Annotated in this window: 21 protein-coding genes; 15 read left to right on the forward strand and 6 right to left on the reverse strand. The window is 53.1% G+C overall.

Annotated elements, in window-relative coordinates; translation table 11 throughout:
* Positions 1 to 189: 189 nt before the first annotated feature.
* The gene (locus VOI14_RS04495; protein WP_323750831.1) at positions 190 to 2,865 is read right to left on the reverse strand and encodes a LuxR C-terminal-related transcriptional regulator; all 2,676 of its coding nucleotides are present in this window, start codon (positions 2,863 to 2,865) and stop codon (positions 190 to 192) included.
* Between the two features lie 276 nt (positions 2,866 to 3,141).
* Here VOI14_RS04495 and cysB point away from each other — a divergent pair, with 276 nt between their 5' ends.
* Positions 3,142 to 4,119 (forward strand): HTH-type transcriptional regulator CysB, encoded by a 978-nt coding sequence (gene cysB, locus VOI14_RS04500; protein ID WP_323750832.1) that lies wholly within the window; start codon positions 3,142 to 3,144, stop codon positions 4,117 to 4,119.
* Between the two features lie 64 nt (positions 4,120 to 4,183).
* Here the strand turns inward: cysB and VOI14_RS04505 are convergent, their stop codons facing one another.
* The gene (locus tag VOI14_RS04505; RefSeq protein ID WP_323750833.1) at positions 4,184 to 4,909 is read right to left on the reverse strand and encodes a phosphoadenylyl-sulfate reductase; all 726 of its coding nucleotides are present in this window, start codon (positions 4,907 to 4,909) and stop codon (positions 4,184 to 4,186) included.
* Between the two features lie 209 nt (positions 4,910 to 5,118).
* Between VOI14_RS04505 and thrH the strand changes: the two genes are divergently transcribed.
* Complete coding sequence (thrH, locus tag VOI14_RS04510) at positions 5,119 to 5,733, forward strand: bifunctional phosphoserine phosphatase/homoserine phosphotransferase ThrH (RefSeq protein ID WP_323750834.1); 615 nt, start codon at positions 5,119 to 5,121, stop codon at positions 5,731 to 5,733.
* Positions 5,734 to 5,775: 42 nt separating this feature from the next.
* On the opposite strand, the gene pabB is transcribed toward thrH, so the two are convergent.
* On the reverse strand, positions 5,776 to 7,164 hold the full coding sequence (gene pabB / locus VOI14_RS04515; RefSeq protein ID WP_323750835.1) for an aminodeoxychorismate synthase component I: 1,389 nt from the start codon (positions 7,162 to 7,164) through the stop codon (positions 5,776 to 5,778).
* 171 nt (positions 7,165 to 7,335) lie between these two features.
* On the opposite strand from pabB, the gene VOI14_RS04520 reads away from it, so the two are divergent.
* Together VOI14_RS04520 and VOI14_RS04525 are read left to right on the forward strand one after the other, a co-directional pair.
* The gene (locus tag VOI14_RS04520; protein ID WP_323750836.1) at positions 7,336 to 7,914 is read left to right on the forward strand and encodes a hypothetical protein; all 579 of its coding nucleotides are present in this window, start codon (positions 7,336 to 7,338) and stop codon (positions 7,912 to 7,914) included.
* Positions 7,915 to 8,088: 174 nt separating this feature from the next.
* Positions 8,089 to 8,886 (forward strand): DUF6160 family protein, encoded by a 798-nt coding sequence (locus VOI14_RS04525; protein WP_323750837.1) that lies wholly within the window; start codon positions 8,089 to 8,091, stop codon positions 8,884 to 8,886.
* Positions 8,887 to 9,019: 133 nt separating this feature from the next.
* Here the strand turns inward: VOI14_RS04525 and VOI14_RS04530 are convergent, their stop codons facing one another.
* Positions 9,020 to 9,634, reverse strand: coding sequence for a hypothetical protein (locus VOI14_RS04530; RefSeq protein WP_323750838.1), 615 nt, complete (start codon positions 9,632 to 9,634; stop codon positions 9,020 to 9,022).
* 236 nt (positions 9,635 to 9,870) lie between these two features.
* Here VOI14_RS04530 and VOI14_RS04535 point away from each other — a divergent pair, with 236 nt between their 5' ends.
* The 10 genes from VOI14_RS04535 (at position 9,871) to VOI14_RS04580 (ending at position 20,813) form a co-directional block, all read left to right on the forward strand.
* The gene (locus VOI14_RS04535; protein ID WP_323750839.1) at positions 9,871 to 10,896 is read left to right on the forward strand and encodes a DUF58 domain-containing protein; all 1,026 of its coding nucleotides are present in this window, start codon (positions 9,871 to 9,873) and stop codon (positions 10,894 to 10,896) included.
* The gene (locus tag VOI14_RS04540) at positions 10,893 to 12,974 is read left to right on the forward strand and encodes a transglutaminaseTgpA domain-containing protein (RefSeq protein ID WP_323750840.1); all 2,082 of its coding nucleotides are present in this window, start codon (positions 10,893 to 10,895) and stop codon (positions 12,972 to 12,974) included. Before VOI14_RS04535 ends, VOI14_RS04540 begins: the two co-directional genes overlap by 4 nt.
* Positions 12,971 to 14,002 carry a DNA polymerase III subunit delta' gene (gene holB / locus VOI14_RS04545; RefSeq protein WP_323750841.1) on the forward strand — a complete coding sequence of 344 codons (1,032 nt, stop codon included), beginning with the start codon at positions 12,971 to 12,973 and terminating at the stop codon, positions 14,000 to 14,002. The genes VOI14_RS04540 and holB overlap by 4 nt, the downstream gene beginning before the upstream one ends.
* A 106-nt stretch (positions 14,003 to 14,108) precedes the next feature.
* Positions 14,109 to 14,459: a PilZ domain-containing protein gene (locus VOI14_RS04550; protein WP_114333655.1), complete on the forward strand. Its 351-nt coding sequence runs from the start codon at positions 14,109 to 14,111 to the stop codon at positions 14,457 to 14,459.
* Positions 14,460 to 14,471: 12 nt separating this feature from the next.
* Complete coding sequence (locus VOI14_RS04555; protein ID WP_323750842.1) at positions 14,472 to 15,392, forward strand: alpha/beta hydrolase; 921 nt, start codon at positions 14,472 to 14,474, stop codon at positions 15,390 to 15,392.
* Entirely contained in the window at positions 15,385 to 16,299 is a 915-nt protein-coding gene (locus VOI14_RS04560; protein ID WP_323750843.1) for a DUF4892 domain-containing protein, read from the forward strand. The genes VOI14_RS04555 and VOI14_RS04560 overlap by 8 nt, the downstream gene beginning before the upstream one ends.
* Before the next feature lie 2 nt (positions 16,300 to 16,301).
* Complete coding sequence (locus tag VOI14_RS04565; RefSeq protein ID WP_323750844.1) at positions 16,302 to 17,522, forward strand: patatin-like phospholipase family protein; 1,221 nt, start codon at positions 16,302 to 16,304, stop codon at positions 17,520 to 17,522.
* 78 nt (positions 17,523 to 17,600) lie between these two features.
* The gene (gene prmB / locus VOI14_RS04570) at positions 17,601 to 18,506 is read left to right on the forward strand and encodes a 50S ribosomal protein L3 N(5)-glutamine methyltransferase (protein ID WP_323750845.1); all 906 of its coding nucleotides are present in this window, start codon (positions 17,601 to 17,603) and stop codon (positions 18,504 to 18,506) included.
* A gap of 36 nt (positions 18,507 to 18,542) precedes the next feature.
* Positions 18,543 to 19,637, forward strand: a complete 1,095-nt coding sequence (gene aroC, locus VOI14_RS04575) for a chorismate synthase (RefSeq protein ID WP_323750846.1) — start codon at positions 18,543 to 18,545, stop codon at positions 19,635 to 19,637.
* Between the two features lie 30 nt (positions 19,638 to 19,667).
* Positions 19,668 to 20,813: an MFS transporter gene (locus tag VOI14_RS04580; RefSeq protein WP_323750859.1), complete on the forward strand. Its 1,146-nt coding sequence runs from the start codon at positions 19,668 to 19,670 to the stop codon at positions 20,811 to 20,813.
* On the opposite strand, the gene VOI14_RS04585 is transcribed toward VOI14_RS04580, so the two are convergent.
* Together VOI14_RS04585 and VOI14_RS04590 are read right to left on the reverse strand one after the other, a co-directional pair.
* Positions 20,810 to 21,967, reverse strand: coding sequence for a PilT/PilU family type 4a pilus ATPase (locus VOI14_RS04585; protein WP_323750847.1), 1,158 nt, complete (start codon positions 21,965 to 21,967; stop codon positions 20,810 to 20,812). The genes VOI14_RS04580 and VOI14_RS04585 overlap by 4 nt on opposite strands.
* 29 nt (positions 21,968 to 21,996) lie before the next feature.
* Positions 21,997 to 22,872, reverse strand: coding sequence for a LysR family transcriptional regulator (locus VOI14_RS04590; protein WP_323750848.1), 876 nt, complete (start codon positions 22,870 to 22,872; stop codon positions 21,997 to 21,999).
* Between the two features lie 177 nt (positions 22,873 to 23,049).
* Between VOI14_RS04590 and leuC the strand changes: the two genes are divergently transcribed.
* Positions 23,050 to 24,468 carry a 3-isopropylmalate dehydratase large subunit gene (gene leuC / locus VOI14_RS04595; RefSeq protein ID WP_323750849.1) on the forward strand — a complete coding sequence of 473 codons (1,419 nt, stop codon included), beginning with the start codon at positions 23,050 to 23,052 and terminating at the stop codon, positions 24,466 to 24,468.
* Positions 24,469 to 24,538 lie beyond the last annotated feature (70 nt).

Consider the following 24,538-nt stretch of genomic DNA (forward strand, 5'->3'; position numbering starts at 1 on the left):
TCTAAACGAACCCGGGCGTCCAAACAACGCATAACAAGGAGACTGAAGGCCTGAATTTCAGATCTCGTGCAAGGCGTTAACCTCACTATGGATTCATCATAGGGCGGAAGGGGGCGTATATGGATCGTCCTAAAGGCGTAGTCTGTGGGCTTAATGTCGAGAAAGTGTGACGCGTGTCACACTTTAGGATTAGTCGCCCAGTAATTCGAGCGCTCGAGCTTTGGCTAGGGCTTCTGTTCTGCGGCCCACGCCTAGCTTGCTGTAAAGGTTGCGAATGTGGGCTTTCACCGTGGCAGGTGCCACTGCGATCTTCACCGCAATGTCTTTATTGGCCAACCCCTGATTGATCAGCTGAAGAACTTCCTGTTCCCGGAGACTAAGCGGTTCCACCAATGACGATGTCTCCATTGAGGCGTGGGTGGCGGTCTTAGGTTTAGGTGGCGGTGTCGCCCGAGGGTGTTCAGAATGACTGGTTTGTTGCTGGCTAAGCATAGATAGTAGCTCGCGATTCCAGCGCCCGGGTGTTTTTAAGCGGGGCAGATTGAGCAATAAGCGCTTAAGAGTGTCATTTTCTTCAGCGAACAGCCGCATAAAGCCAGCATCTTCGGCTTTATCCAGAGCGCGCTCAAGCATGGCGGAGGCTTCCTCTGACCGACCCTCGTGCTGCAGTGCGTCTGCGTACACCAAAAGAATTTCGACTAAATGCCGGTTATGGGCGTTGCGCTCAGCAATGGGGATCAGCGCAGCAAGGGTGTCTTGAGCTTCCCGATATTGACCTCCGGAAATAAAGGTTCTGGCCAAAGCAATCTGGTTTTGCTCGCGGTGCAGCGGATTATTTGCAGGTTGCTGGATTGTTGGCTCAATACAGCTCATGGCTTTCGCTTGATCTCCGGCGGCCAAATAGCAACGGGCCAGCAAGGCTGAGACAGCCGGTGGTTCGAAAACTATATGATCCCGGCGCTTGTTACCGACAAACAATGCATCTTCCAGCGCTTCAATGGCGGCGTCCAGGCGTCCTTCACTAAGGGCCAAATGACCGCGAACATATTGAATAACCACGTGTTGGCCGGGTTCGGTTCCATTCTCGACATGCTCAAGTAGTGGTGATAAATAGCGGGCGGCCAGTTCGAGTTCGTTCCGCTCCCGGTAGATCTCCGTCAGTGCTGAATTTTGCCAGCATGAGATCAAGCGGGGTTGGCTGGGGTCAGAGTAATGCTCGTCAACCCAGCCGCGAATTCGTGTGGTGGTGTCCAGAGCAAGGTGTGTATCGCCACGATGGTACTGAATCCACGCCAACAGACCGCCAGAGGACAGCACGGTACTGGGTTTACGTTCAACCTGCCCATAACGAACCGCAGCGTTTAAAGATTCTTGGGCGTCGTTAAGTTCACCTTGGCCAAAGTAATCCAGTCCTAGACCGTAATAGGTCACAGATTTGAGCGGAATTTGGTTGTGGTCCAGGTCTTTTAATACCTGGCGCGTGAGATCCGAGGCGTTTCTCTCGTCATTTCGGCTCCGGGCGAGGTAAGAACGTACCAGCGATAACTCGGAATGGATCGCCAATGCGCCTTCAGCATCCGGATGGGAATCGGCTACCTGCTTATCCAGCAGATCTTCCACTTCACTCAGGATGGGCTCCAACCCTTCAACACGGTTGGCAAAGTAGAGCCCCCAGACCTTGAGCATCATTAGCTGGGGGCTTCTCTGCACCTGTTCATGTGGCAGGTACTTAAGCCACTCCAGCACGGGCAGGTGAAAGCCTCCGTGGATCAGGTTGTTACCATGCTCGCCCAAGACCTGAGCCAACCGGGTTGTATCCCGGCTGCTGACAATTTGGGCAACCGCTTCTTGTACGTGCCCGTGGCTGAGCAACCAGTTTATTGTGTGCCGTTGAAGGGTATCCGCCTTATCGAAATTAATGACCCTGGCGCGCTGTAACAGGGCTTCCCGGAACAAATCGTGGTATCGGAACCATTCATTGTGATTATCGAGAGGAATGATGAAGAAATTCTGAGCCACTAGCGACTGAAGAATATCTTCGCTGTCGGTGCGGTTTCGGATCGAATTACAAAGAGAGGCGCACAGTCTCGGACAACAAGAGGTGTCCAGCAGGAATTCCGTAAGATTATCTGGCAGCTGCTGCAGTACTTCCGACAAGACATAATCACTGATCAGCTTGCCTTCTAAAGCGATGGGTTGAGCTAGCGCACTTTGGCCTCGGGATTCTTGTCCTGTTTTGCCTGACAGGGCTGACAGCTGCATGGCGGCTACCCAGCCTTCGGTACGTCGGCATATATCCCTGATTTCCTGATCCGTAAGATCCATGGCCATGGTTTCACGGAAAAACGACAGGCACTCGTCTTCAGAGAATGCGAGCAAGCTGGGGTAGATGTCCTGGACTTGGCGGCGAACACGCCAGCGGGCCAATGGCAAGGGCGGCTCGGTACGAGACGCGATCGTTACCAGCATGCTGGGTGGCAGGTAGTCTATAAACCACGCGAGCTGGCGATGGATGCTGTCACTGGAAATGACGTGGTAGTCGTCGAACACCAAAGACCAAGGCGTGGCTTCTGTCGTCAGAGTATTAATCAGACACGTAATAGAGGCCGTCAGGTCTTCACCTGCCTCTTGTGAAAGCTGCTTTTTGGCTTCGTCTAACCCCATCAATCCACTGTGTTCAAAGGCGCCGATTACATACTGCCAGAACTGTCTTGGCTGATCGTCATGAACATCCAGCGATAACCAGGCTGTGCGGGTTGTGTTTTGAGCGCACCATTGGCTAATAAGCGTGGATTTCCCGAAGCCCGCGGGAGCCACAACCAGGTTCAGCCGTTTGTTTTCTGCGGGCTCAAGCAGAGCACCCAAGCGTTCTCTTCGGACCGCTCGTCGATCGGGGGATGGCCTTAGAAACTTGGTGTTTAACAGCATGTTCAACCGAGTCGTAAATAGCTTAGATAAGCGATTGTGTGCTTTGTTACGCTCAAGTCAAGAGCAGGGCGCGGCAACTCTCTGGCGGGGCTGTGAAAGCGGGGATTTGAGCTACAATGAATATGGATGCTTAGGTATATCTAAAAAGAATGAAAATTCCGATTTTTATGCGTATTATTCGGTAAAAGGTCTTATCTGGGAGCGACGGATTTAATGAAATTACAACAACTGCGTTATATCTGGGAAGTTGCACACCATGATTTGAATGTGTCCGCCACTGCCCAAAGCCTCTTTACCTCTCAGCCTGGGATATCGAAGCAGATCCGATTGCTGGAAGACGAACTGGGGCTTGAGGTGTTCGCTAGAAGCGGAAAGCACCTGACGCGCATTACCCCGGGTGGTGAAATCATCATCCGTGAAGCGGGCGAGATTCTACGCCGGGCAGAGGGCATTAAAAAAATTGCCCAGGAGTTCAGCAACCAGCGCAAAGGCGAGTTGAGTATTGCGACAACCCATACCCAGGCTCGTTATGCTCTTCCGCCCGTTATTCAGGGATTTATTGAAGAATACCCGGATGTGTCTCTGCACATGCATCAAGGCTCGCCGATGCAAATCTCGGAAATGGCCGCTAACGGCGCTGTCGATTTCGCGATAGCCACTGAGGGTATGGACCTGTTTAACGATCTTTTGATGATGCCATGTTATCGCTGGAACCGCTGTGTGGTGGTGCCAAAAGATCATCCGTTGGCTAAAGGGCAAGAGCTGACTCTTGAAGAGTTGGTTGAATATCAATTGGTAACTTATGTTTTCGGCTTTACTGGACGCTCAAAGTTGGATGAAGCTTTCCAGTCGAAAGGGTTGACGCCAAAAGTTGTATTCACCGCAGCGGATGCCGACGTTATTAAAACCTATGTAAGGCTCGGATTGGGCGTCGGGATCATCGCCAGTATGGCCTACGATCCAAAAGTTGATACCGATTTGGTGGCTCTTGATGCCAGCAAATTGTTCCGCCCCTCCGTCACTCGTCTTGGTTTCCGTAAAGGCACTTTCTTACGTGGCTACATGTACGACTTCATGAGGCGGTTTGCCCCGCACTTGACGAAAGAAATGGTTGATCGTGTGGTGGCGCATCAGGGCAGCCGTACCGAAATTGCAGCGCTCTTCGAAGATATCGAACTGCCTACTTACTAACGGCGCGCGCAATAAAAAAGCCCGCCTGCGATTTTGCAGCCGGGCTTTTTTTTGCCGCTTGGGATTAGCCAGATTTACCAATCAGGTTCCCCGCGTGAAGCCCACATTCTTTATGGGTGGCTTCTTCCCACCACCAGCGACCTTCGCGCTCATGCTGTCCCGGCAATACCGGGCGAGTACAGGGCTGGCAACCAATGCTGATAAATCCTCTTTCGTGAAGAGCGTTATAGGGCGCTTCCGACATCCGGATGTAATCCCAGACTTCCTTTGAGCTCCAGTTCGCCAATGGGTTGAACTTGACCAGAGGCTTGTCATCCGTTGAGAAGGCGCCATCGATTTGCACTACGGGCACATCATTACGGGTGCCGGGGCTTTGATCACGGCGCTGTCCGGTAATCCAGGCGTCGACGGTGGCGAGCTTTTTACGCAGCGGTGCCACCTTACGAATACCGCAACACTCGGAATGCCCGTCTTCGTAGAAACTGAACATACCTTTTTTGCTAACGAGGTTTTGGACCGCTTCAGCCTCCGGGAACAAGACTTCTATCTCGATGCCGTAATGCTGGCGGACTTTTTCGATGAACTCGTAGGTCTCCGGGTGCAGGCGGCCGGTGTCGAGAGTGAAGACTTTCAGGTTGTCAGTCAGCTTGTGCGCCATTTCGATCAGCACCACATCCTCAGCTCCGCTGAAGGAAATAGCGATGTTGTCGTAACGTGCCAAGGCCGCTTTCAGGATCGCACGGGGGCTTTGGCCGTCCAGTTCGGTGCGCAAGGATTCGATATCAGTCATGGTGCTCCAGCATTGCTATTCCAGAATAAACCAAGGCTACCACCAATCAACTCATAACTTGAAGGAATGACAAACTATATGTTTATGCCTTGTCGGTAGGATGGCCGGCTCGATACACGATGCATTCCTGCCCCGTTTTTCATATCATAGCTGCACGGAAGCTGAGCACCGGTGTGCTCTATCAAAAACTATTTATTCAGGAGACCGTCGTGGAACTCGCATGTCTTGACCTTGAGGGCGTTTTGATCCCGGAAATCTGGATCGCTTTTGCAGAAAAAACGGGTATTGAAGAGCTCAAGGCAACCACCCGGGATATTCCTGATTACGATGTGCTGATGAAACAGCGTCTGCGTATTCTGGACGAGCACGGTTATGGCTTGCCGGCTATTCAGGAAGTCATCGGTACGCTCGACCCGCTGCCCGGGGCTCGTGAATTTTTGGATTGGTTGCGTGAGCGTTTCCAGGTGGTGATTCTGTCTGACACCTTCTACGAATTCGCTATGCCGTTGATGAAGAAACTGGGCTACCCGGCGCTGCTGTGTCATAAGCTGGAAGTGGCTGAGAATGGTCAGATCACCAATTACCTGCTGCGCCAGCGCGACCCCAAGCGGCAGTCTGTTCGTGCTTTTCAGTTGCTCAACTACCGCGTAATCGCCGCCGGTGATTCCTACAACGACACCACGATGCTGGGGCAGGCCGAAGCTGGCATTCTGTTCCACGCACCGCAGAACGTGATTGATGAATTCCCGCTGTTCCCGGCGGTTCAGACCTTCGAGGACCTCAAGCAAGAATTCTTGAAAGCAAGCGCCGTTCACAGCGCCTAATCCTTCGAAGCTCTGACCTGTGCCGCCTGGACGCGATGCAGGTCAGAGCTTCAAATCTTCAAGAAACTGCATCAGCGGCTGCACCTTCGTTAGAGTTTCCTGATACTCCGCTTCCGGTTCCGAATCCGCAACGATTCCCCCGCCACCCCAGCATCGAATGGTGCCTTGCTCCACGACTGACCCATCTGTGTGTTCGGCTTCACAGAGAAGGGTACGGATAGCAATGTTGCTGTCGAGCTTGCCATCGAGTCCGTAATAAAACACTGAACCACAATAGGGCCCGCGCCAATGGGGTTCTAATTCCCGGATGATTTCCATTGCTCGAATTTTGGGGGCGCCGGTAATTGAGCCGCCGGGGAAGGCGTCGAACAAGGCTTGCAGAGGTGAAACGTCTTCTTTTAGTTCAGCTCGTATATGGCTAACCAAGTGGTGCACATTCTCATAACTTTCCAAGGCAAAAAGTTCATCTACCTTTACCGAACCAGGGCGGGCGTTAACGCTGAGATCGTTCCTTATTAGATCCACAATCATCAGATTTTCAGCACGATCTTTTTCGGAGGCGAGCAGTTCCTGCGCCAACGCGACGTCCTGCTCTGAGGTACTCCCGCGTGGGCGAGTGCCTTTGATGGGGCTGGTGCTGACTTCACTGTCCCTGATATCCAAAAAGCGCTCTGGCGACACGGAGATCACCGTGCTGTTTTGATGCTTGAGGAAAGCCGCATAGGGCGTGGGATTGGCTTGGCTTAACGCATGAAACCCCGCCCAAGGGGAGCCTTTGAACTGACCTTCGAATGACTGCGACAGGTTGGCCTGATAACAATCTCCCGCCTTAATGTAATCCCGCACCTGGTCCACTTTGTTTTTAAAGGAATCGGCGCTTTGAGTGGCCTTGAATGGCTGAGTGATGGCCCAGCAATTTTGGGTAGCGGCTTCTTCATCCTTTAACCAGTTCGCTAATCGTTCTTGCTGTTCCTTACCAAGCTTAGGGTGCACCCATAGATAGCAATTGCCTGACTCTAAATCTTCACCGGCGAACCATAGATAAAGGCCGGCAAAGAGCAGGGGGAAAGCCTGATCTGTTAGCAGGTGATTAAGACGTGCTTCACGCGCGTAGCCAAACTCATAGGCTATGTGGCCAACCCAGCCACCTGTCAACAGGGCGGAGTGCTGTCGTTGGTCAAAGTGAGGAAGTGTGTAAGGGGCTTTAAGGGAATCCATTTTGTCAGCCAGTGCACGGGTATCGATTCCTTCGCCTTTTAACGCGGGCACGACAAGCTGCTCCGCTGCATGGCTGGAAAAACCTTGAGCACTACCGCGCTCCCCAGTGCGGGAGCGACTACCCAGAAACACGAAGTCTTGCTGGCACGAGGCGTGGCTGCAGAGTGTCTCGTACTGCTTTCGGGATAGGGGCTGACAAAGGGGAAGGGCCAAATTACCTCCGTTAAAAATTGGAAGAATGATACACGCTGCACATTATCTGCGTTGTCCGCGTAGGCTGCGCGCTGATCTAATAGATGACGTTAGTGTTCGCGCTGCTCGGTATTTTAACCGTTTTTGCGCCCGCGAACCGGAAATCCGCACAACAATAATGGAAGTAGCACTATGTTCCGAATCAGAAAGCACGCACTTGTCGCAACCTTCAGTTTTTTTGTACTGGGGACTTCGGTTCCATTGGCGCAGGGGCTACCCGAGAGTGGCCCATTGGCCGATGGGGAAATTTCGCAAGAAGAACTCGCTGGTATTCTCGCAACGGCTCAGCAGCAGTTGATTCGCCTTTCTGATAGGGCGACCGAAGACTACCAATCCGTCATCGTTGATCCCGAGCCCAATATGCCGGCGGCCTGGATGCTCATGAAAGATGGTTCGACCGTGAAGCGGTTAAATCTGGACAGCCAAGTGGAGGGTATGCCAGCGGCCACGCGAATAGCCGTTTATCGGGCGGCATTTAAATCTGTAGCGCGGAAGGGAGAGATTAATGCGGCTGCGATTCTCTATACCGGGCGCGTCAGCGAAGAGAGCGACACAGAAGTGTTGGTGATCGAGCATGAGCACAGGCTTGGGGTCTCAGGAAATAAAGTCATTGGTTACGAGATTGAAGGCGGTGATGCCGCTTGGGTGAAACCAGTCACCCAGAAAAAGCCGTTTCAGTGGTTTTATGACGCAAAAGAAGACGCCTCCTGATCAAAATGTGAACTCATCGTTGTTTGTTTCTGAATGTAAGCAAAAGGTAATGGGTTGTGAGTACAGTCACAGATTCAGAGTGTAAAACAATCTTAAATGGCGTTGTGGGGCATCGAACTCCACGCCAATAAAAAACTCAGATAACAACAAGATGAGTTTCATAAGGAGAATACAATGAAAGGCCTGAAAAAAATTGCTCTGGTAACTGCTATCGCTGCTGCTCCTTTCGCAGCTCACGCTGATCTGAAAGCTATGGACGACAGCATGATGGGTAACATCACCGGTCAAGCCGGTGTGACCATCGAACTGGAAACTCAGGTAAGCATCGGCTCCTTCGTCTACACGGATGAAGGTTCTTTTGTGGTTAGTGGCATCGAAATCGGCGGCTCCGGTTTGGCTGGCGGTGCTGGCACCAACCTGTTAGATGATCTGTATATCGATATCGACGTTGAAGCAGACGGCGATGCCTTCATTTCAGTGCATTCACTTTCCGGTGCGCCGATCGACTGGGGTGTGACGGCGGACTCCATGTCTTTGGTTGCTGCTGACGGAAGCCAAAGTACAACGCTAATTTCTAACTTGTCCGGTCACGGTAACTTGGCTCAACTGGATGTCCGTGTTGACACAGCGACCGATCAGCTGCAGCTAGACGCGGCGTTTAACGTTGTGGATATGGACTTCGATGTTGAGTTCTTGGGCGTAGGAATCCGTGATATGGCTATCATGGGTGGCACCTTCTTTGAAGATGGTGGTACCACATTTACCGGGCTGTTCGCTGTGGCTGACGTAGATGTTTACAAGGGAGCTGGTCTGGGTGCTTCCACCGCGACTGACGTTCTGCGTATCGACATCAACGATATCACTATGGACATGAACATTGGCGCTATCGAAATTGGCGGTACGTCTATCGGTTCGGTTGCACTTGATAACCTGACCATCTCTAACACCAAGTTGGCAGTATACGGTCACTAATGTGACCGGATTGCTTAATTGGTGATGAAACGCCCCGTTCTGCGGGGCGTTTTTTATGTGCAACGGAAAAAGTTGTCATAAAAAACGGCAACCCTAAGGTTACCGTTTTGTCCCCGGAACTGTATCGAAGCGTTTACCGGTCAGGCACCGCGATTGATAAATCAAAACCGCCCCCCGGCCTTGGCGTCAAAGTTACCGGTCCTTCGGTAATTCCTTGCGGCACCTGGATTTGATTTAACCCCGGCGGGTTGCCAATGCTGAAGTTCAAATTCTGCCCGTCAAATCCCAGCCCAAGCTGGTCGTTCATGAACGTTTGGGTAAAGGGTTCATCCGGAATCTCGAGCTGTTGGCCGAAAATCAGAGGCAGGGTTCTGGCTGTAAAATCTGTCGGCGGCTGTGCGCTGGCCAGTTCGTCGATTGGTAGTAGGAGCGCCTTGCGAACAAACTCTTCTTCAGCATCGGTGAGGGCATCCTTTCGGCCATCTTCAATATATCGCTGCAACGCTTCCCGATAGGCTTCTTCTTCTGCTTCGGTGATTACTGGTTCGCCCGGTGAGATGGTAAGGGCGCGGATAATCTTTTGGCGGTCGGCTTCTGACTTTCGCTGATTTCTTGGAACCACGATAACGGCCGAATCTTCGACGTAAGTGTCAACCATCTCGTCAGAGCTCATGGTTTGAACACCGGCCCATGCAGGGCCGGCGAATGATGCAGCAATCGCCGCTGTAAGTATTGATGGGCGAGTCATAGAGGGTGCCTCATGCGTTAGCGTGTCAGTTCAGAGCCGCCGCTGAGAATGCAAGATTCAGCCAATACGCTCCCTTACCGGAGTGTTCGGGTTGTCAGACACTTTTTCAATCGGAAAGTGCCCTAGGTGTGATCAGATTCCATAGTTAAGCAGTATAGTTGTGTCTGAAGCATCAAACTGTGGTTTGATGGGCGCCCAAACGATTGAGCGTTTACGGAATTTAGGGTTTGGTGGGTATGTTGAAACAAGGTTTTTTCGCTCGGTGGCAAGGCTGGATTAACCGGCGTATCCCCCGTTCAGACATGCAAGTATTCAGCCAAAAGAACCTCTTTATCCTGCCTACGGGGGCGGGAGTGGTGTTTGGCGTGCTATTGCTGATCATGCTGATTACGGGTATCAATTACCAGAACAGCCTTGTTTACCTGATGACCTTTGTTCTGGGCACGGTGTTTGTCGGCGCCATGCATCAAACTCATCGAAATTTGTCGGGCCTGTCTCTTTCTATTACGCGAACGGGGGAAGGCACTGCCGGCGATGATCTCCCTTTTTATATAAGACTGACCGCTGGCAAGGATCAGGCCGTGGCCATTCAGGTGTCGGTGGAAGATTCCTTGCTTGAGCAGATTCATATTTCCGCAGGTTCAACCAAAGATGTGGTCTTGCCTGTGCCGTCTACCCATCGCGGGTATGTGCGGCCGGAACGCATTCGTATTGAAACTCGGTTTCCCTTTGGTTTGTTGAAAGCCTGGTCGTGGTTGCGCCCATCATCGGCGGCCCTTGCTTACCCACGACCGTTGGTCGCTCCGGAGGCTGGGAGCCAAGTAGAGGAGGGCGTGGAGGCAGTGTCCGCCAAACCCGTGGTTGGCCAGGATAACGCTGACTTGCGACCGTTCAGGGAGGGGGACCTCAGTCAGCGGGTGATGTGGAAACGCTATGCCCGCTCAGGCCAGATGGTGGTGGCGGATTGGCAGGGTGAGCAGGGAAGTCCCCATTGGCTGGATTTCAATGCGTTCCCGGGCGCCGATTCGGAACTTCGGTTGAGTTATCTGGCCTGGCTGGTGGCGGATCGGGTACAGCAAGGTGCGCGTTTCGGACTTAACCTGCCGGGTGAAATGATTGAGCCGGATTCCGGTTCTGCTCATGGTGAGCGGTGTATGCGCGCTCTTGCCGCTTGGGGTGAGAAGCCACCCAGAGATCAGGATACCTTATCCTTTGGAACCCGAAAGTCATTGGACACTGGTTATACGGCGGCGCCGAAATGAGTCTGATAAGTCGTTATGCCCCAAGGCAAATCGAGGATTCTGAAAACGCGATACAGGCTATTCCTGCCGGTGCTCTGCTCTGGTTGATTGGGGCTTTTTCTCTGTTACTGGCTCCGCAGTGGGATCGCTTGCCTTGGTGGATGATTGTCGCTTGTGCGGTCTTGGCTGTATGGCGTTGGTTGGCCCAGAAAGGCCGGTTCAGGCTCCCCGGGCGTTGGCTGAAAATCGGTGTCATGCTGCTTTTGGTTGGGGTCTATGTGGCGACGGTACAGGGCCGGTTTACAGTAGATACCGCTGCTTCCTTTTTTGTATTGGCGGTGGGGTTGAAATGGCTGGAAACCCGAACGGCTCGGGATTTTTACGTTCTGTTCTTTATTTTGGTGTATCTCGCGGCCGTTAATTTTCTGTTTCAGCAAAGTATTATTTGGGCGTTGGTAACGTTTGCTGCTATTGGCTGCTTGTTAGTGGGGCTACAGATTTTGAACGCACCGGCGCTGCCTGGAAATTTTCGGGCAGGTTGGAAGCGTTTAGGGCTATTGCTGCTGAAAACCTTGCCAATCGTTGTGCTGTTGTTTGTGTTTTTTCCTCGAATGGCTCCGTTATGGAGTGTCCCGCTGGTGTCGGGGCAGGCTCGCAGCGGCATCTCGGATACCATGCGCCCCGGTGATATCTCGAATCTTGCTCAGAGTAGCGAAAGAGCTTTTCGGGTGACCTTTGGTGGTGACAACCCAGCGTATCGGGATCGTTATTGGCGTGGGCTGATTCTGGATTATCTGGACGGCGAAACCTGGCGACTGAGGGATGACGAGCAGTTCCGGCGTCTGGGTCGGGTCGCCACCGACGGCGGTTCAGGTCCTCTCGCAGCCAACGAATACGATGTGCTGATGGAGCCTACTGATCAGCGTTGGGCGTTTACCTTGGAAGATTCCGTTGCAGCCTCGAATAATGTCTTTGCAGCCGGAGAGGATTTGTTTCGTTTCGACAGGCCTGCTGACAGCCCGATACGTTACCGGATGGCGCAGACATCAGCGCCTGCCGGAACGGAGCTGAACCCTGTCCACCGAGACCGATATCTCCAATTACCTCGCAGCGGCAACCCAAGAGCGCGAGCGCTTGCTGAAGACCTGGCCGCTGATTTAGAGCCGGCTGAATTGGTGAATTCGCTGATGCGCAGGTTTAGGGAGCAGGCGTATTACTACACACTTCGACCGCCGATCATGCCGGAGAACGGGGTGGATGCGTTGTTGTTTGATAATAAACGCGGATTTTGTGCGCATTACGCAGGGGCTTCCACTTTCTTGTTCCGCGCGGCAGGTATACCGGCTCGTGTGGTTGTCGGGTATCAGGGCGGTGATGCGGGGGCCGGAGGCGAGTATATCATCGTGCGCCAGTACGACGCCCATGCGTGGGTAGAAGTGTGGCTGGATGGTCGTGGTTGGGTGAGGGTGGATCCCACGGCCGCTATTGCGCCCAGTCGTATTGAGTCTGGGCTCAGGGATGCCGTGGAGGACGAGGGCTCCTTTCTTGAAAATGACCTTACGTCGATTCAGCGTTATCAGGATTTTGCGGCGCTTCAATGGGTAGGGCTGCAACTGGACCGAATTAACTACCAGTGGCAACGTTGGGTGGTGGGGTATCAAGGTCAGAGTCAGTTAGACCTGATGTCACGATTGCCCGGCGGAATGGGTTTGAGGAAATTGGGCTACATCACCGCCGGGATTATTGGTGTGGCCTTGCTGGTTGCCGGTATTGTGTCTGGGTTAAGTTTGAGGACCGGGGAGCGGCGCGACGCGTTTGGTCGAGCCTTGGTCAGTTGGAGGCGAATCTGCGAGCAAGCGGGTGTGCCGGTGCGCAGCGGTGAAACCCCGATGGTTCAGGCAGAGCGTTTGGCGCTTGCACGGCCAGCTGTCGCTGAATCGGCAAGGACTTTTGCCCGGGCGGTTAACAGCCATTACTATAGACAGGGTTTGTCTTCGCATAGCGGTGAAGACTTGCAGCGGCTCAAACGAATATTGAAAGCCATCAAACGTCAGCTTCGACACGATGGTCAAAGAAGCTCCACAGGCCCGGTTAAATGACGGACATAGCACAGGAAATGCCATGGCTTGCCAGTCACTGGCGAAGTATTCAGCAGCGCTTGACTCAGGGGCGCCTGCCCCACGCGTTGCTGATTGGCGGTGAACGAGGTGTCGGCAAACAAGCGTGGGCGCAAGCTGTTGGAGCGCTTTTGTTGTGCGAAGCCCCTGACGGCCTTGAGAGTGGTTCTCCACTGGCTTGTGGGCACTGTAAGCAGTGTGAATTGGTGGCGGCAGGAACGCATCCGGATATAAGGGTGTACGCGCCTGAAAAGTCTCGAATGATCAAAGTTGATCAGATTCGAGCTCTGACATCCTTTGCGGTGTCTTCGGCTCAGATAGCGCAGCACAAGGTGGCGATTATTGACCGGGCGGATCAGTTGAACATCAACGCGGCCAACGCTTTGCTGAAGACCTTGGAAGAGCCGCAACCGGATGTGACCTTGCTGTTGTTGCAGGAAAGTGGGCGTCCGATACTGCCAACCATTCGATCTAGATGTCAGGCGCTTGCTCTGCCTTTGCCTACCGCTGAGCAAGCGAGCCAGTGGTTAGCCTCAAAGGTGGCGAGCCTGGACGAAGACAGTCGACCAACGGATCGAGATCTCGCACGTAGCTTATTACTTTCCGGAAACGCGCCTCGGTTGGCTCTTGAGTACGCCACAGGTGAGTTTTTGTCGCTTCGGGATGCAGCATTCGATGCCTTCCGGCAGTTCATGAAGGGGCAGGTAGGGATAGGTGACGCAGCGAAGAAGTTCAAAGCGCTGGGGGTCGATGATGCGCTTTGGCTCTTTGAAAGCTGGGCTGCGGATCTTGCTCGTTGCTGCGCTGGCGGAGAGGTCTCGGATCCTGAAACGGCGGACATGTTTGGCTATCTCGCGCGAAGCAATTCACCTTGGCGTGCTCATGAGTTGTTGGATAAAGTAAAGGAAAGCCGGAGTGCTGCAGTGTACAACGCCAGTCCGGAACTGGAAGCCAGTCAGCTTCTAATTGCTTGGCGAGAACTGATGCCGGTTAGGCGCAAAGCAAGTTGAGCTTTGTTTAAGATCAGCTGCTATGATTGTGAAATATCGGGAAATTCTTGGCGGAAAAAAGCATAAAATAACGTCACGAAACTTTTAGCATTCAAAGGTGTTTGATATGGGCCCCGGATTCGGAGCACGCAGCGGTATTCTGACCCTGACCATCAAGGATAAAGCGGTACTCTACGCCGCTTACATGCCGTACATCCGACAGGGCGGGTTATTCATCCCAACCCAAAAACAGTATCAGCTTGGAGACGAAGTGTTTCTGTTGCTGAACCTGATGGATGAACCAGAGAAAATTCCGGTCGCGGGTAAAGTGGTATGGATTACACCCAAAGGCGCTCAGGGAAACCGGGCCGCCGGTATTGGTGTTCAATTCAACGGTGATGATGAAACCGCTCGAACCAAAATTGAATCATACCTCGCAGGCTCTTTGAGTTCGGACCGTCCAACGCACACGATGTAGGAAAATCATTAAATGAACGATGCCGTGTTAGCTGGCAGCAGGCTCGCCAATCCAGCCGGTTGCCGGGAGGCGCACTGGTCCCTGCAAAATATTGAGTTGAGTGGTCTGATCTGGCCGAGCGAAACTCATGCTCATCCCCACCCTTCGGTTATCATGGTGCACGGCTGGCTGGACAACGCTATGACGTTCGCCCATTTGGCACCCGAACTGTCTGAATTTACCAGTGTTCATGCGATTGATATGGCCGGACATGGCCATTCGGGGCACCGTCCTCCCGGATATGGCTACTGGTTGACCGATTATGTTGCGGATCTTTGCGAGCTCATCGATGTACACTTTTCAAAAAACGAGCAACAGCCGCTGGATTTAGTGGGGCATTCTCTTGGCGGCATCGTTTGCGCGCTTTATGCGGCGGCCTATCCTGAACGAGTCAGGCGGTTGGTTATGATTGATAGCATCGGGGCTTTGAGCCGTCCGGCGAAAGAGACCATCCCGCAACTTCGTCGAGCCTTGCAGAAAAAGCGTAACGGTTCTGCGCCAGCAGCTGTGTACTCGACGGTTGAAAGTGCGGCAAAAATTCGGGAAGGCGGCCTCAGCCCCTTAAGCCCGGAGGCGGCCACCACCTTGGTGCCTCGAAACATGCGAGAGCACCCAGACGGTTTTGTCTGGAGAACCGATGCTCGCTTGAGGCACCCAACCGCGCTTATGATGACCGAAGAGCAGGTTCAGGCATCCCTGTCTGAGTTGAGTGTCCCGACATTATTCATTCGGGCACGGCAAGGGTTGTTGGCGGGCCGGCAAGATCTCGATAAACGGGTAGAGTTAATCCCCGACTTAACGGTCGCGGAAGTGCCGGGAGGGCATCATTGCCACCTTGATGGCGATACGGCTCCGGTGGCCTCCGCCATAAAAAGGTTTCTTTTTGATGCTTAAATCCGCGCGTATCCGTTTTCTGAAAGGTCTGATAGCCGTCACCATGGTCGGTCTTTCGCTTGGTTCTGACGCAGCTTCCTTGAGAGAAGCACCGGAAGCTTTCCCTCAGTCCAGGCTGCAATCCACCAAAACCATCGAATCGTCCGGGCACCTGATGCTTTTCAGTCCGATCCGGGAAGTGCGCAATGAAATTCGTTCGGAAGTCATGGCCCGTTTACCGGTGCGAGGGGAGGGGCAGCTTTACGAAGTTAACCGTGACGCTAGTCGACAGGAAGCGCGTGACCATTATTTGAAACGCATGCAGGCGCGCGGCGCTCAGATTCTGTTTGAGTGTTCGGGAATTAACTGTGGTCGAAGTAATGCATGGGCGAATCAGGTTTTTGAGCAACCGAAATTGCTGGGTCGGGACACCTTGCAGGATTACTTTGTGGCTGCGGTGCTGGATGAGCAAGGGCGGCAATGGTTGACCTCGGTGTATACCGTTACTCGGGGTAACTTGCGAGAGTACGTTTGGGTTGAGCATCTGAATGTCACCCAAGGTGCGGGCATTCCCGGGTTTGAGGCGGGTAACGGACGTGTTCAGGGCCCGGTCATTGTTCCGTGGCAGGGTGGCGTTTCTTATCGATTTGAGTTTACGGCGGGTGATCGGCGTCAGCTTTTGGCTTGGAGTGAACAAAAGGGTGCTGAAGTTGTGCTTGCGGCATTTTCCGAGCTAGCGGCGGATGAAAATTTCGAAGCCGCCGTTGAACGTTCTAATCAGGCTGCTCAGTCCTTTGCCGAGTTGCTGAGTAAAATTGGGGTTTCCCGAAGCCAGATTCGAATGTTGCCAATAGGACCTGCTGTTCAACAGATCGCTCCGAACCGTCAGGGCAATAGAATTGAAGTGATCGTCATCAAAAGGCAGTAACTATGGCAGGTAAGGACAATCCGGAAGCAAACGGCAGTGCCGATTCGAATCCACCGGTACAAGACGGCGTAAGTGCTGTCGTCGAAAGCTCTGATGTGTCGCCTGCATCGCCCACCGTCCGCCAGACCGGCAATGGAAAAACCGTTGCATTGACGCTCGGTAGCGGGGGAGCCAGAGGCTACGCCCATATAGGTGCCATCGAAGTATTGCACGAGCGCGGCTATAAGATCATTGCCATATCCGGATGCTCAATGGGTGCGCTGGTAGGTGGGATGTACGCCGCTGGCAAACTGCAGGATTATAAGGATTGGGTAACTGGCCTGGGGCAGTTTGATGTGCTCAAACTGTTGGATGTCACCTTCACCTCCATTGGTGCCATACGGGGTGAGAAAGTCTTTTCCGTGGTCCGGGAGATTCTCGGTGATACTCGAATCGAAGACTTGCCGATGTCTTATACGGCTGTCGCGACCGATCTGCTTGCTCACAAAGAAATCTGGTTTCAGGAAGGCCCGTTAGATCAGGCTATTCGCGCATCCATCGCTATTCCGAGTGTCGTAACCCCCTTGGTGCTCAATGGCCGCGTGCTGGTAGATGGTGCGCTTCTTAACCCGCTCCCGATTATCCCGACGATTTCAGCGCATGCCGACCTTGTGATGGCCGTTAACCTTAGTGGCGAGGATGATCAACAGCGGCGTATTCCTGATGCAGCGTTCTCTTTCGAGGGCGACGACGGGAGTGATATTGAAGAGTGGGTCGGTGCGGTTCGTGACAAAGCCTCGCGCTGGTTTGACTGGGATGCGCTTAAATCGCTCACAACCCGGAGCTCAAGCAGCAGCGAATCACCTGAAGATAAAATAAGTCGGGAGATTGCCAAGAAGACGGCCGAGGAGAAGAAAAAAAACGAACTGAAGGAAAGGCAGGAAGAGCGGAGTCAGAATAAGGCAAAGCAAAAAGAGGAGCACCCAACCATCGATTGGGACAAACTCGGCATTGGTAAGTTTGATGTAATGAACCTGACCATCGAAACCATGCAAAGTGCCTTGGTTCAGTACAAAATTGCCGGTTATCCGCCTGATCTTCTGGTCAATATTCCGAAAAATGCGAGCCGAAGTTACGACTACCATAAAGCGCCTGAACTGATCCGCTTAGGTCGTGAGCGAATGACGGCGGCCTTGGACCGATTTGAGGAAAGTCGCAGTAGCTCTGGTCCTCTGGCGCTTTAAGCGTCTCATATGCTGCAGTGGTGCGTCTAATCAGCGTATAATGCTGCGCTAAAATGCTCCGTTCAGGAAAGATTATTTGTGACTAGCCCCGTTGATGACTTGCACACCATCCGTGATCTATTGCGGTACGCCGCTTCGCGCTTTGCTGCATCGCCGCTGTATTTTGGCCATGGTACTGACAATGTATGGGATGAGGCGGTCCAGTTGGTGCTCCGCAGTGTTCATTTGCCTCTGGAAAATAACAACATTTTCTTGGATGCACGTTTGACCCGCTCAGAAAGGGACTTGATTCTTGCCCGTATCGATCGCCGTATCAATGAGCGTGTGCCTGTTGCCTATCTGTTAGGAGAGGGCTGGTTTATGGGGATGCCGTTCAATATTGATGAACGGGTGCTGGTGCCCCGGTCGCCTTTGGGTGAGTTGCTCGAAAACGGCTTGCAGCCTTGGTTGGGCGATACCTATGTTCAGCGAGTGTTGGACTTGTGCACGGGTAGCGGCTGTATCGGAATTGGCGCTGCGACAGTGTTCGAAGAAGCTGAGGTCACACTGTCTGATATTTCGGAAGATGCGTTGGCGGTGGCAGAGTCGAACATTGAACTGCATGGCCTGCAGGGGCGCGTGCAAGCGGTTCGTTCGGACGTGTTCACAAGCATTGAAGGCCGCTACGATGTGATCCTCAGTAACCCGCCTTATGTCGATGCCGAAGATATGGCTGACATGCCAGAAGAGTATCGGCATGAGCCGGAGCTGGGTCTGGCCGCCGGTGACGATGGTCTTGATATTGCGCATCGTATTATCGTTGGAGCAGCTGAGCATCTGACTGAAGACGGCTTGTTGATTGTCGAAGTGGGCAATTCCTGGGGAGCCATGGATGACGCTTATCCGGACCTGCCGCTGACCTGGCTTGAGTTCGAAAGTGGTGGCGATGGCGTGTTCCTGATCACCGCCCGAGATCTTCGTGAATGGCAGGCAAATAAGTCTTAACTCTGTTTTTATAAAACTTAAATAAAGTGCTGAAATATGTCGGGAAATACTTTCGGAAAGCTGTTTACGGTAACTACCTTTGGTGAAAGCCACGGTGCCGCTTTGGGCTGCATCATTGATGGTTGCCCGCCGGGCCTTGAGCTGTCAGAAGCGGATATGCAGGCTGATCTTGATCGCCGCAAACCGGGCACCTCCCGCCATACCACGCAACGTCGGGAAGCCGATGAAGTTCGTATCCTGTCCGGTGTCTTTGAGGGTAAAACAACCGGGACACCGATCGGGCTGATTATTGAGAACACCGATCAGCGCTCCAAGGATTACTCCAAGATCTCTGAACAGTTCCGTCCTGCCCATGCGGATTACACCTATCACCATAAGTACGGCAATCGTGACTACCGTGGTGGCGGCCGTTCGTCGGCTCGCGAAACAGCCATGCGAGTTGCGGCTGGCGCGGTAGCCCGTAAGTTTCTGGAGCAGCGTCTGGGTATACGCATTCGCGGGTATTTGTCCCAGCTAGGCCCGATCAAGGTCGATAAGCTGGATTGGGAGCAGGTTCATCAGAACCCTTTCTTTTGCCCGGATGCCGACAAGGTACCGGAAATGGAAGCGTACATGGATGCCCTTCGAAAAGAGGGGGACTCTATCGGTGCTCGCATTAATGTCGTTGCTGAAGGTGTACCGCCAGGGCTTGGCGAACCGATCTTCGATCGTTTGGATGCTGACTTGGCCCATGCATTGATGAGCATCAACGCGGTCAAAGGCGTCGAGATTGGCGCCGGGTTTGGGTGTATTGAGCAAAAAGGCACCGAGCATCGGGATGAAATGACACCTGAAGGCTTCCTGTCTAATGAAGCTGGCGGTGTGCTTGGTGGTATTTCTTCGGGGCAGCCGATACTTGCCAGTATTGCGTTGAAACCGACGTCCAGCCTGCGCTTGCCCGGGCGCAGCATTGATCTGCATGGCAATCCGGTCGAGGTTATTACAACAGGTCGTCACGACCCTTGCGTTGGTATTCGGGCAACGCCCATCGCGGAAGCCATGATGGCCATTGTTCTGTTGGATCACTATCTGCGTCACCGCGCTCAAAATGGCGATGTCGAAGTCTCCACTCCGGTGATCGGGCAGCTCTGATAAAAAGGAGGCGACACGATCTACTGGCGGCTGTCTAACCTCTATTTCTGGTTCTTTGCCCTCCTTGGAGGGCTCTTGCCTTATTGGTCCCTCTATCTGGAGGGGCAGGGCTTTACCTATCTGCAAATCGCCACACTCATGGCGACCATCCAGTTAACCAAAATTGTCGCACCCAGCCTTTGGGGTTGGCTTGGTGATCACACGGGTCAGCGCGTGCGCTTGGTTCGTTTTGGTGCGATCACCGGTTCTCTGTTCTTTGCCGGCGTATTTTTGGAGCCCGGGTTTTACGGGCTGCTTTTGGTGATGCTGGTGTTCACCTTCTTCTGGAATGCCATTCTTCCGCTCTACGAAGTAATCACCCTGAGAGTGTTGGGTGCCCATAAAGAAAAATACGGTAAGGTTCGGCTATGGGGCTCGGTCGGCTTTATCGGCGCAGTGGCTTTGGTTGGCGCTTTGTTGGAATGGGTGCCGATCCAGTACCTGCCTTGGTTGCTGCTGCCGGTTTTTGTAGGCATCGCAGTGTCGGCGTTTCTGGTGCCTTCAGATCGTGGCGAACTCAAGGGGCGCGCGCCTAAAGGCAGCCTTAAAGCGATTGTCACTCACCCTGCAGTGATTGCATTTTTGGCCATGAATTTCCTCTTGCAGGTGTCTCACGGCGCTTACTACACCTTCTTCAGCATTCATCTTGAGCAGCATGGATACGGCAAATTATCCATCGGGTTACTCTGGTCGCTCGGCGTGCTTGCGGAAATTGTGTTGTTCCTTTTTCTGCATCGATTAACGCGGCGACTGTCGGTCCGTCAGGTGGTGCTCGGAGCTTTGGTCCTAACTATGATCCGCTGGGGCCTTATTGCAGAGTTTACGGCAGTGGTTCCGGTATTGGTTTTTGCGCAACTGCTGCACGCGGCATCTTACGGGGTGTTGCACGCGGTTTCGGTGCAGTACGTTCAGGGGTTCTTTGGTAAGCATCACCATGGCCAGGGACAAGCGCTATACAGTGGCCTGACGTTCGGCGCTGGCGGAGCTCTGGGTGCCTGGATGTCGGGCTTTCTGGTGGATGGCTACAGCACGACAGCGGCTTTCTGGGGTGGTGCCGGAGCTATGGCTGTCGCGATTGTTGTGACATGGTGGGGGCTGAGAGCGCCCCCCCACCGAGGTATAAGGTCGTATGCCTAGGACTCTGAGTCTTCTTCATTTTCTATCTGCAGTGATAACTCAATTCCGTCTGATGTCCCTGAAGAGCGCGGGGAGTTGCTGGTAGACGATGCACTTCGGCCATGAAGTTTGATTCTGAGCCGAAGATTGTTGGCAGAGTCTGCGTTTTTCAGGGCATCTTCTTCGGTAATTTTTCCTTCCTTCCAAAGATTGAAAAGCGCGAGATCGAAGGTTTGCATACCAAGGTTGGCGGACTTTTCCATAATCTCTTTGATGCCATCGATCTCTCCGCGAAGAATGAGTTCACTAACGGTCGGAGTGCCCAGCAGGATTTCGATGGCGGCACAGCGTTTTTTGTCGACGGTGGGGACGAGTCGCTGAGAAACAAATGACCGCAGGTTCAAAGAAAGGTCCATTAACAGTTGGTTTCGGCGTTCTTCCGGGAAGAAGTTGATAATCCGGTCCAGAGCCTGATTTGCGTTGTTGGCGTGGAGGGTAGAGATGCATAGATGCCCTGTTTCCGCAAAGGCGAGGGCGTGCTCCATGGTTTCGCGGTCTCGGATCTCGCCAATCAGGATGACGTCGGGAGCCTGCCGCAAAGTGTTCTTCAGAGCTTGTTGAAAACTGCGTGTATCAACGCCCACTTCGCGCTGATTAACAATGCTTTTCTTGTGTCGGTGTATATATTCGACCGGATCTTCAATGGTGATGATGTGTCCCGCGGAATTTGTGTTTCGGTAGTCTATGAGCGCTGCAAGAGATGTCGATTTTCCGGAGCCGGTGGCGCCTACAAAGAGCACCAAGCCTCGTTTGGCCATCACTACATCTTTGAGAATCGGGGGTAAGCCTAAGTCGTCAATATTAGGTATATCTGTGACGATGTTACGGACGACAATGGAAATTTCATGTCGTTGCCGGAAAATATTGATTCTGAAACGACCTACGTTGCGAATGCTGTAGGCTAAATTCATCTCCATTTCCTGCTCGAACTCGGCTCGTTGACCTTCGTCCATGATAGACCAGGCAATCTCTTTTATGATGCCTGGGGCGAGAGGAGTGCGATCAATAGGTTTTAGGGCTCCGTGGAATTTTGCGCAGGGCGGAGCGCCGGTGCTCAGGTAAAGGTCGGATCCGTCGTGTTTGGCCAGAATTTTGAGGTAATCGTCGAAGCCCATGAAAACTCCTGTAATCATCTGGTATTTATTTAGCAGTTAACTTCTTCATCCCTAACGATGTCCAGCATCGCGCTGGCTGCCAGGCTCAGCTGGCGCCCTGACAAGCCGATGGCACCCAGAACCCGGCTGACCGAGAACTCCGTCATTAATTGGTGCAGGCTGCTATCCATCATGCTCAAGGGCAATACACTCCAACCTAACCCGACACTTGTCATCATCTTGATGGTTTCAAGATAGTTGGTTGGTATTTGCTGTTTGAGGGGCAGGTTGGCCTCCAAAAATAACCGGCTCACGGCGCGATAGGTTGCTGTTGTCGTGTCCGGCAATAGCGCCGGATACTTTGCCAGATCTTTAAGTGTAGTCGCTTTTTGTGCAGTTAAATCATGATCGGTGCCGGTTACAAACATCATGGGGTCGGGCCACTGTTGATGCACCGCGAACTGCCTTTCCATGCTGTCACTGAGCGTGACAAACGCCAGCTCGGCGTTTCGCTTTACCATTTGGCTATAGGCCGCATCGGATTCCATAAACTGCAGGTTTACGGATACCTCCGGGTATTCTCGAGCGAAGCGGCGTAGCCATTTTGGCAGGTGGTGCAGGCCGATGTGGTGACTGGCGATGATATTCAGTTCGCCGGTGATGGTGCCGTCATTGGACGATAGCGCGGCTTTGGCGTTGTGGATGTCGTCGAGTATTTGTCGGGCGTGAGGGAGTAAGCGGGTTCCCGTTTCGGTGAGGCGAATTTCCCGGTGGCCTCGTTCGATCAGCTTGGTTCCCAGTTGGTGTTCCAGCGCAGCGAGGCGTTTGCTGACAGCTGGCTGAGTCAGATGCAGCGTTTCGGCTGCTTCCGAGAAGGAGCCTTGATCGACAATGGTCAGGAATGCTTTTAAGGAGTTTGCATCCACCAGTGAGTTCTCCGTTGTTTGTAGCGATGACTTGGGCGACGGCCCAGCAAAAACTATCAGCGATAACCAACTGGAATGCAACGAATGAAAAACATGAATTGGGGTTATTGGAGGCGAGGTAGTATGATAGCCCCACTTAAGAAAGAAACAGAAACCCCCAGAGAGTGAGAGAGAACCATGGCGGGCAAGACCTTATACGACAAGTTGTGGGATGACCATTTGGTCAAACAGCGCGATGACGGTTCAGCATTGATCTATATCGATCGTCAGCTGCTGCACGAAGTGACATCTCCGCAGGCTTTTGAAGGACTTCGGTTGGCTAACCGTAAGCCTTGGCGCATTGACGCCAACCTGGCAACGCCAGATCACAACGTGCCGACTACCGACCGTGACAAGGGTATCGATGGCATTGTCGATCCCGTGTCCCGTACTCAGGTCGAAACCCTGGGTAAGAACTGCGACGAGTTCGGCATCCTGGAATTCAAGATCAAGGACATTCGCCAAGGTATTGTTCACGTCATTGGGCCAGAGCAGGGCGCGACTTTGCCGGGCATGAGCATTGTGTGTGGTGATTCCCATACCTCGACCCATGGTGCTTTCGGTTGTTTGGCCCACGGTATCGGTACCTCTGAGGTTGAGCACGTGTTGGCTACCCAGTGTCTGGTACAGAAAAAAATGAAAAACATGCTGGTCAAGGTGACTGGTCAGTTGGGTGCTGGTGTAACCGGTAAAGACGTTGTACTGGCGATTATTGGTAAGATCGGAACGGCCGGCGGCACGGGTTATGCGATTGAGTTCGGCGGTGAGGCTATCCGTGGCTTGAGCATGGAAGGTCGGATGACCATTTGTAATATGGCCATCGAAGGCGGTGCTCGTGTCGGTATGGTGGGGGTCGACGACACCACCATTGATTACGTAAAAGACCGCCCGTTCGCGCCTAAGGGCGAAACCTGGATCAAAGCGGTTGATTACTGGCGCACCCTGCACAGTGATGACGATGCTGTGTTCGACAAGGTCGTCGAAATCGATGGAACAAAGATTCAGCCGCAAGTGAGCTGGGGTACATCACCAGAGATGGTGGCGGATGTCGGTGCGAATGTACCTGACCCTGCCAAAGAAGAAGATCCCATCAAGCGCGAAGGCATTGTTCGTGCTCTGAAATACATGGGGTTAGAGCCGAATCAGAAGATTACCGACATCAAGTTAGACCGAGTGTTTATCGGTTCCTGCACCAACAGCCGTATTGAGGATCTGCGTGAAGCAGCGGCTGTGGTTAAAGGTCGTAAGGTTGCCGCTGGTTTGAAGCAGGCAATGGTGGTCCCCGGTTCCGGTTTGGTGAAAGAGCAGGCGGAACAGGAAGGTCTGGACAAGATCTTTATTGAAGCGGGCTTGGAATGGCGTGACCCTGGTTGTTCGATGTGCTTGGCGATGAACGCGGACAAGCTGGGGCAGGGCGAGCATTGTGCCTCTACCTCCAACCGTAACTTTGAGGGGCGTCAGGGCTTCGGCGGGCGCACCCATTTGGTGAGTCCGGCTATGGCGGCCGCTGCTGCAGTGACTGGCCATTTTGTTGATGTCCGTGAGTTGATGAACTGATCCACAGGAGAGACACCATGCGAGCATTTACGCAACATCAGGGCATTGTTGCCCCCATAGATCGGAAGAG

It is taken from the genome of Marinobacter sp. (genome assembly GCF_034669625.1).
Lineage (GTDB): Bacteria > Pseudomonadota > Gammaproteobacteria > Pseudomonadales > Oleiphilaceae > Marinobacter.

Excerpts from the sequence above, each read along its gene's own strand:
- VOI14_RS04565 (WP_323750844.1), top strand. The coding sequence starts at position 16,302 with ATGGCAGGTAAGGACAATCCGGAAGCAAACGGCAGTGCCGATTCGAAT.
- cysB (WP_323750832.1), top strand. The coding sequence starts at position 3,142 with ATGAAATTACAACAACTGCGTTATATCTGGGAAGTTGCACACCATGAT.
- VOI14_RS04555 (WP_323750842.1), top strand. The coding sequence starts at position 14,472 with ATGAACGATGCCGTGTTAGCTGGCAGCAGGCTCGCCAATCCAGCCGGT.
- VOI14_RS04505 (WP_323750833.1), bottom strand. The coding sequence starts at position 4,909 with ATGACTGATATCGAATCCTTGCGCACCGAACTGGACGGCCAAAGCCCC.
- holB (WP_323750841.1), top strand. The coding sequence starts at position 12,971 with ATGACGGACATAGCACAGGAAATGCCATGGCTTGCCAGTCACTGGCGA.
- VOI14_RS04520 (WP_323750836.1), top strand. The coding sequence starts at position 7,336 with ATGTTCCGAATCAGAAAGCACGCACTTGTCGCAACCTTCAGTTTTTTT.
- aroC (WP_323750846.1), top strand. The coding sequence starts at position 18,543 with ATGTCGGGAAATACTTTCGGAAAGCTGTTTACGGTAACTACCTTTGGT.
- VOI14_RS04585 (WP_323750847.1), bottom strand. The coding sequence starts at position 21,967 with ATGGGCTTCGACGATTACCTCAAAATTCTGGCCAAACACGACGGATCC.
- VOI14_RS04550 (WP_114333655.1), top strand. The coding sequence starts at position 14,109 with ATGGGCCCCGGATTCGGAGCACGCAGCGGTATTCTGACCCTGACCATC.
- VOI14_RS04535 (WP_323750839.1), top strand. The coding sequence starts at position 9,871 with ATGTTGAAACAAGGTTTTTTCGCTCGGTGGCAAGGCTGGATTAACCGG.
- VOI14_RS04530 (WP_323750838.1), bottom strand. The coding sequence starts at position 9,634 with ATGACTCGCCCATCAATACTTACAGCGGCGATTGCTGCATCATTCGCC.
- VOI14_RS04525 (WP_323750837.1), top strand. The coding sequence starts at position 8,089 with ATGAAAGGCCTGAAAAAAATTGCTCTGGTAACTGCTATCGCTGCTGCT.
- leuC (WP_323750849.1), top strand. The coding sequence starts at position 23,050 with ATGGCGGGCAAGACCTTATACGACAAGTTGTGGGATGACCATTTGGTC.
- VOI14_RS04540 (WP_323750840.1), top strand. The coding sequence starts at position 10,893 with ATGAGTCTGATAAGTCGTTATGCCCCAAGGCAAATCGAGGATTCTGAA.
- VOI14_RS04560 (WP_323750843.1), top strand. The coding sequence starts at position 15,385 with ATGCTTAAATCCGCGCGTATCCGTTTTCTGAAAGGTCTGATAGCCGTC.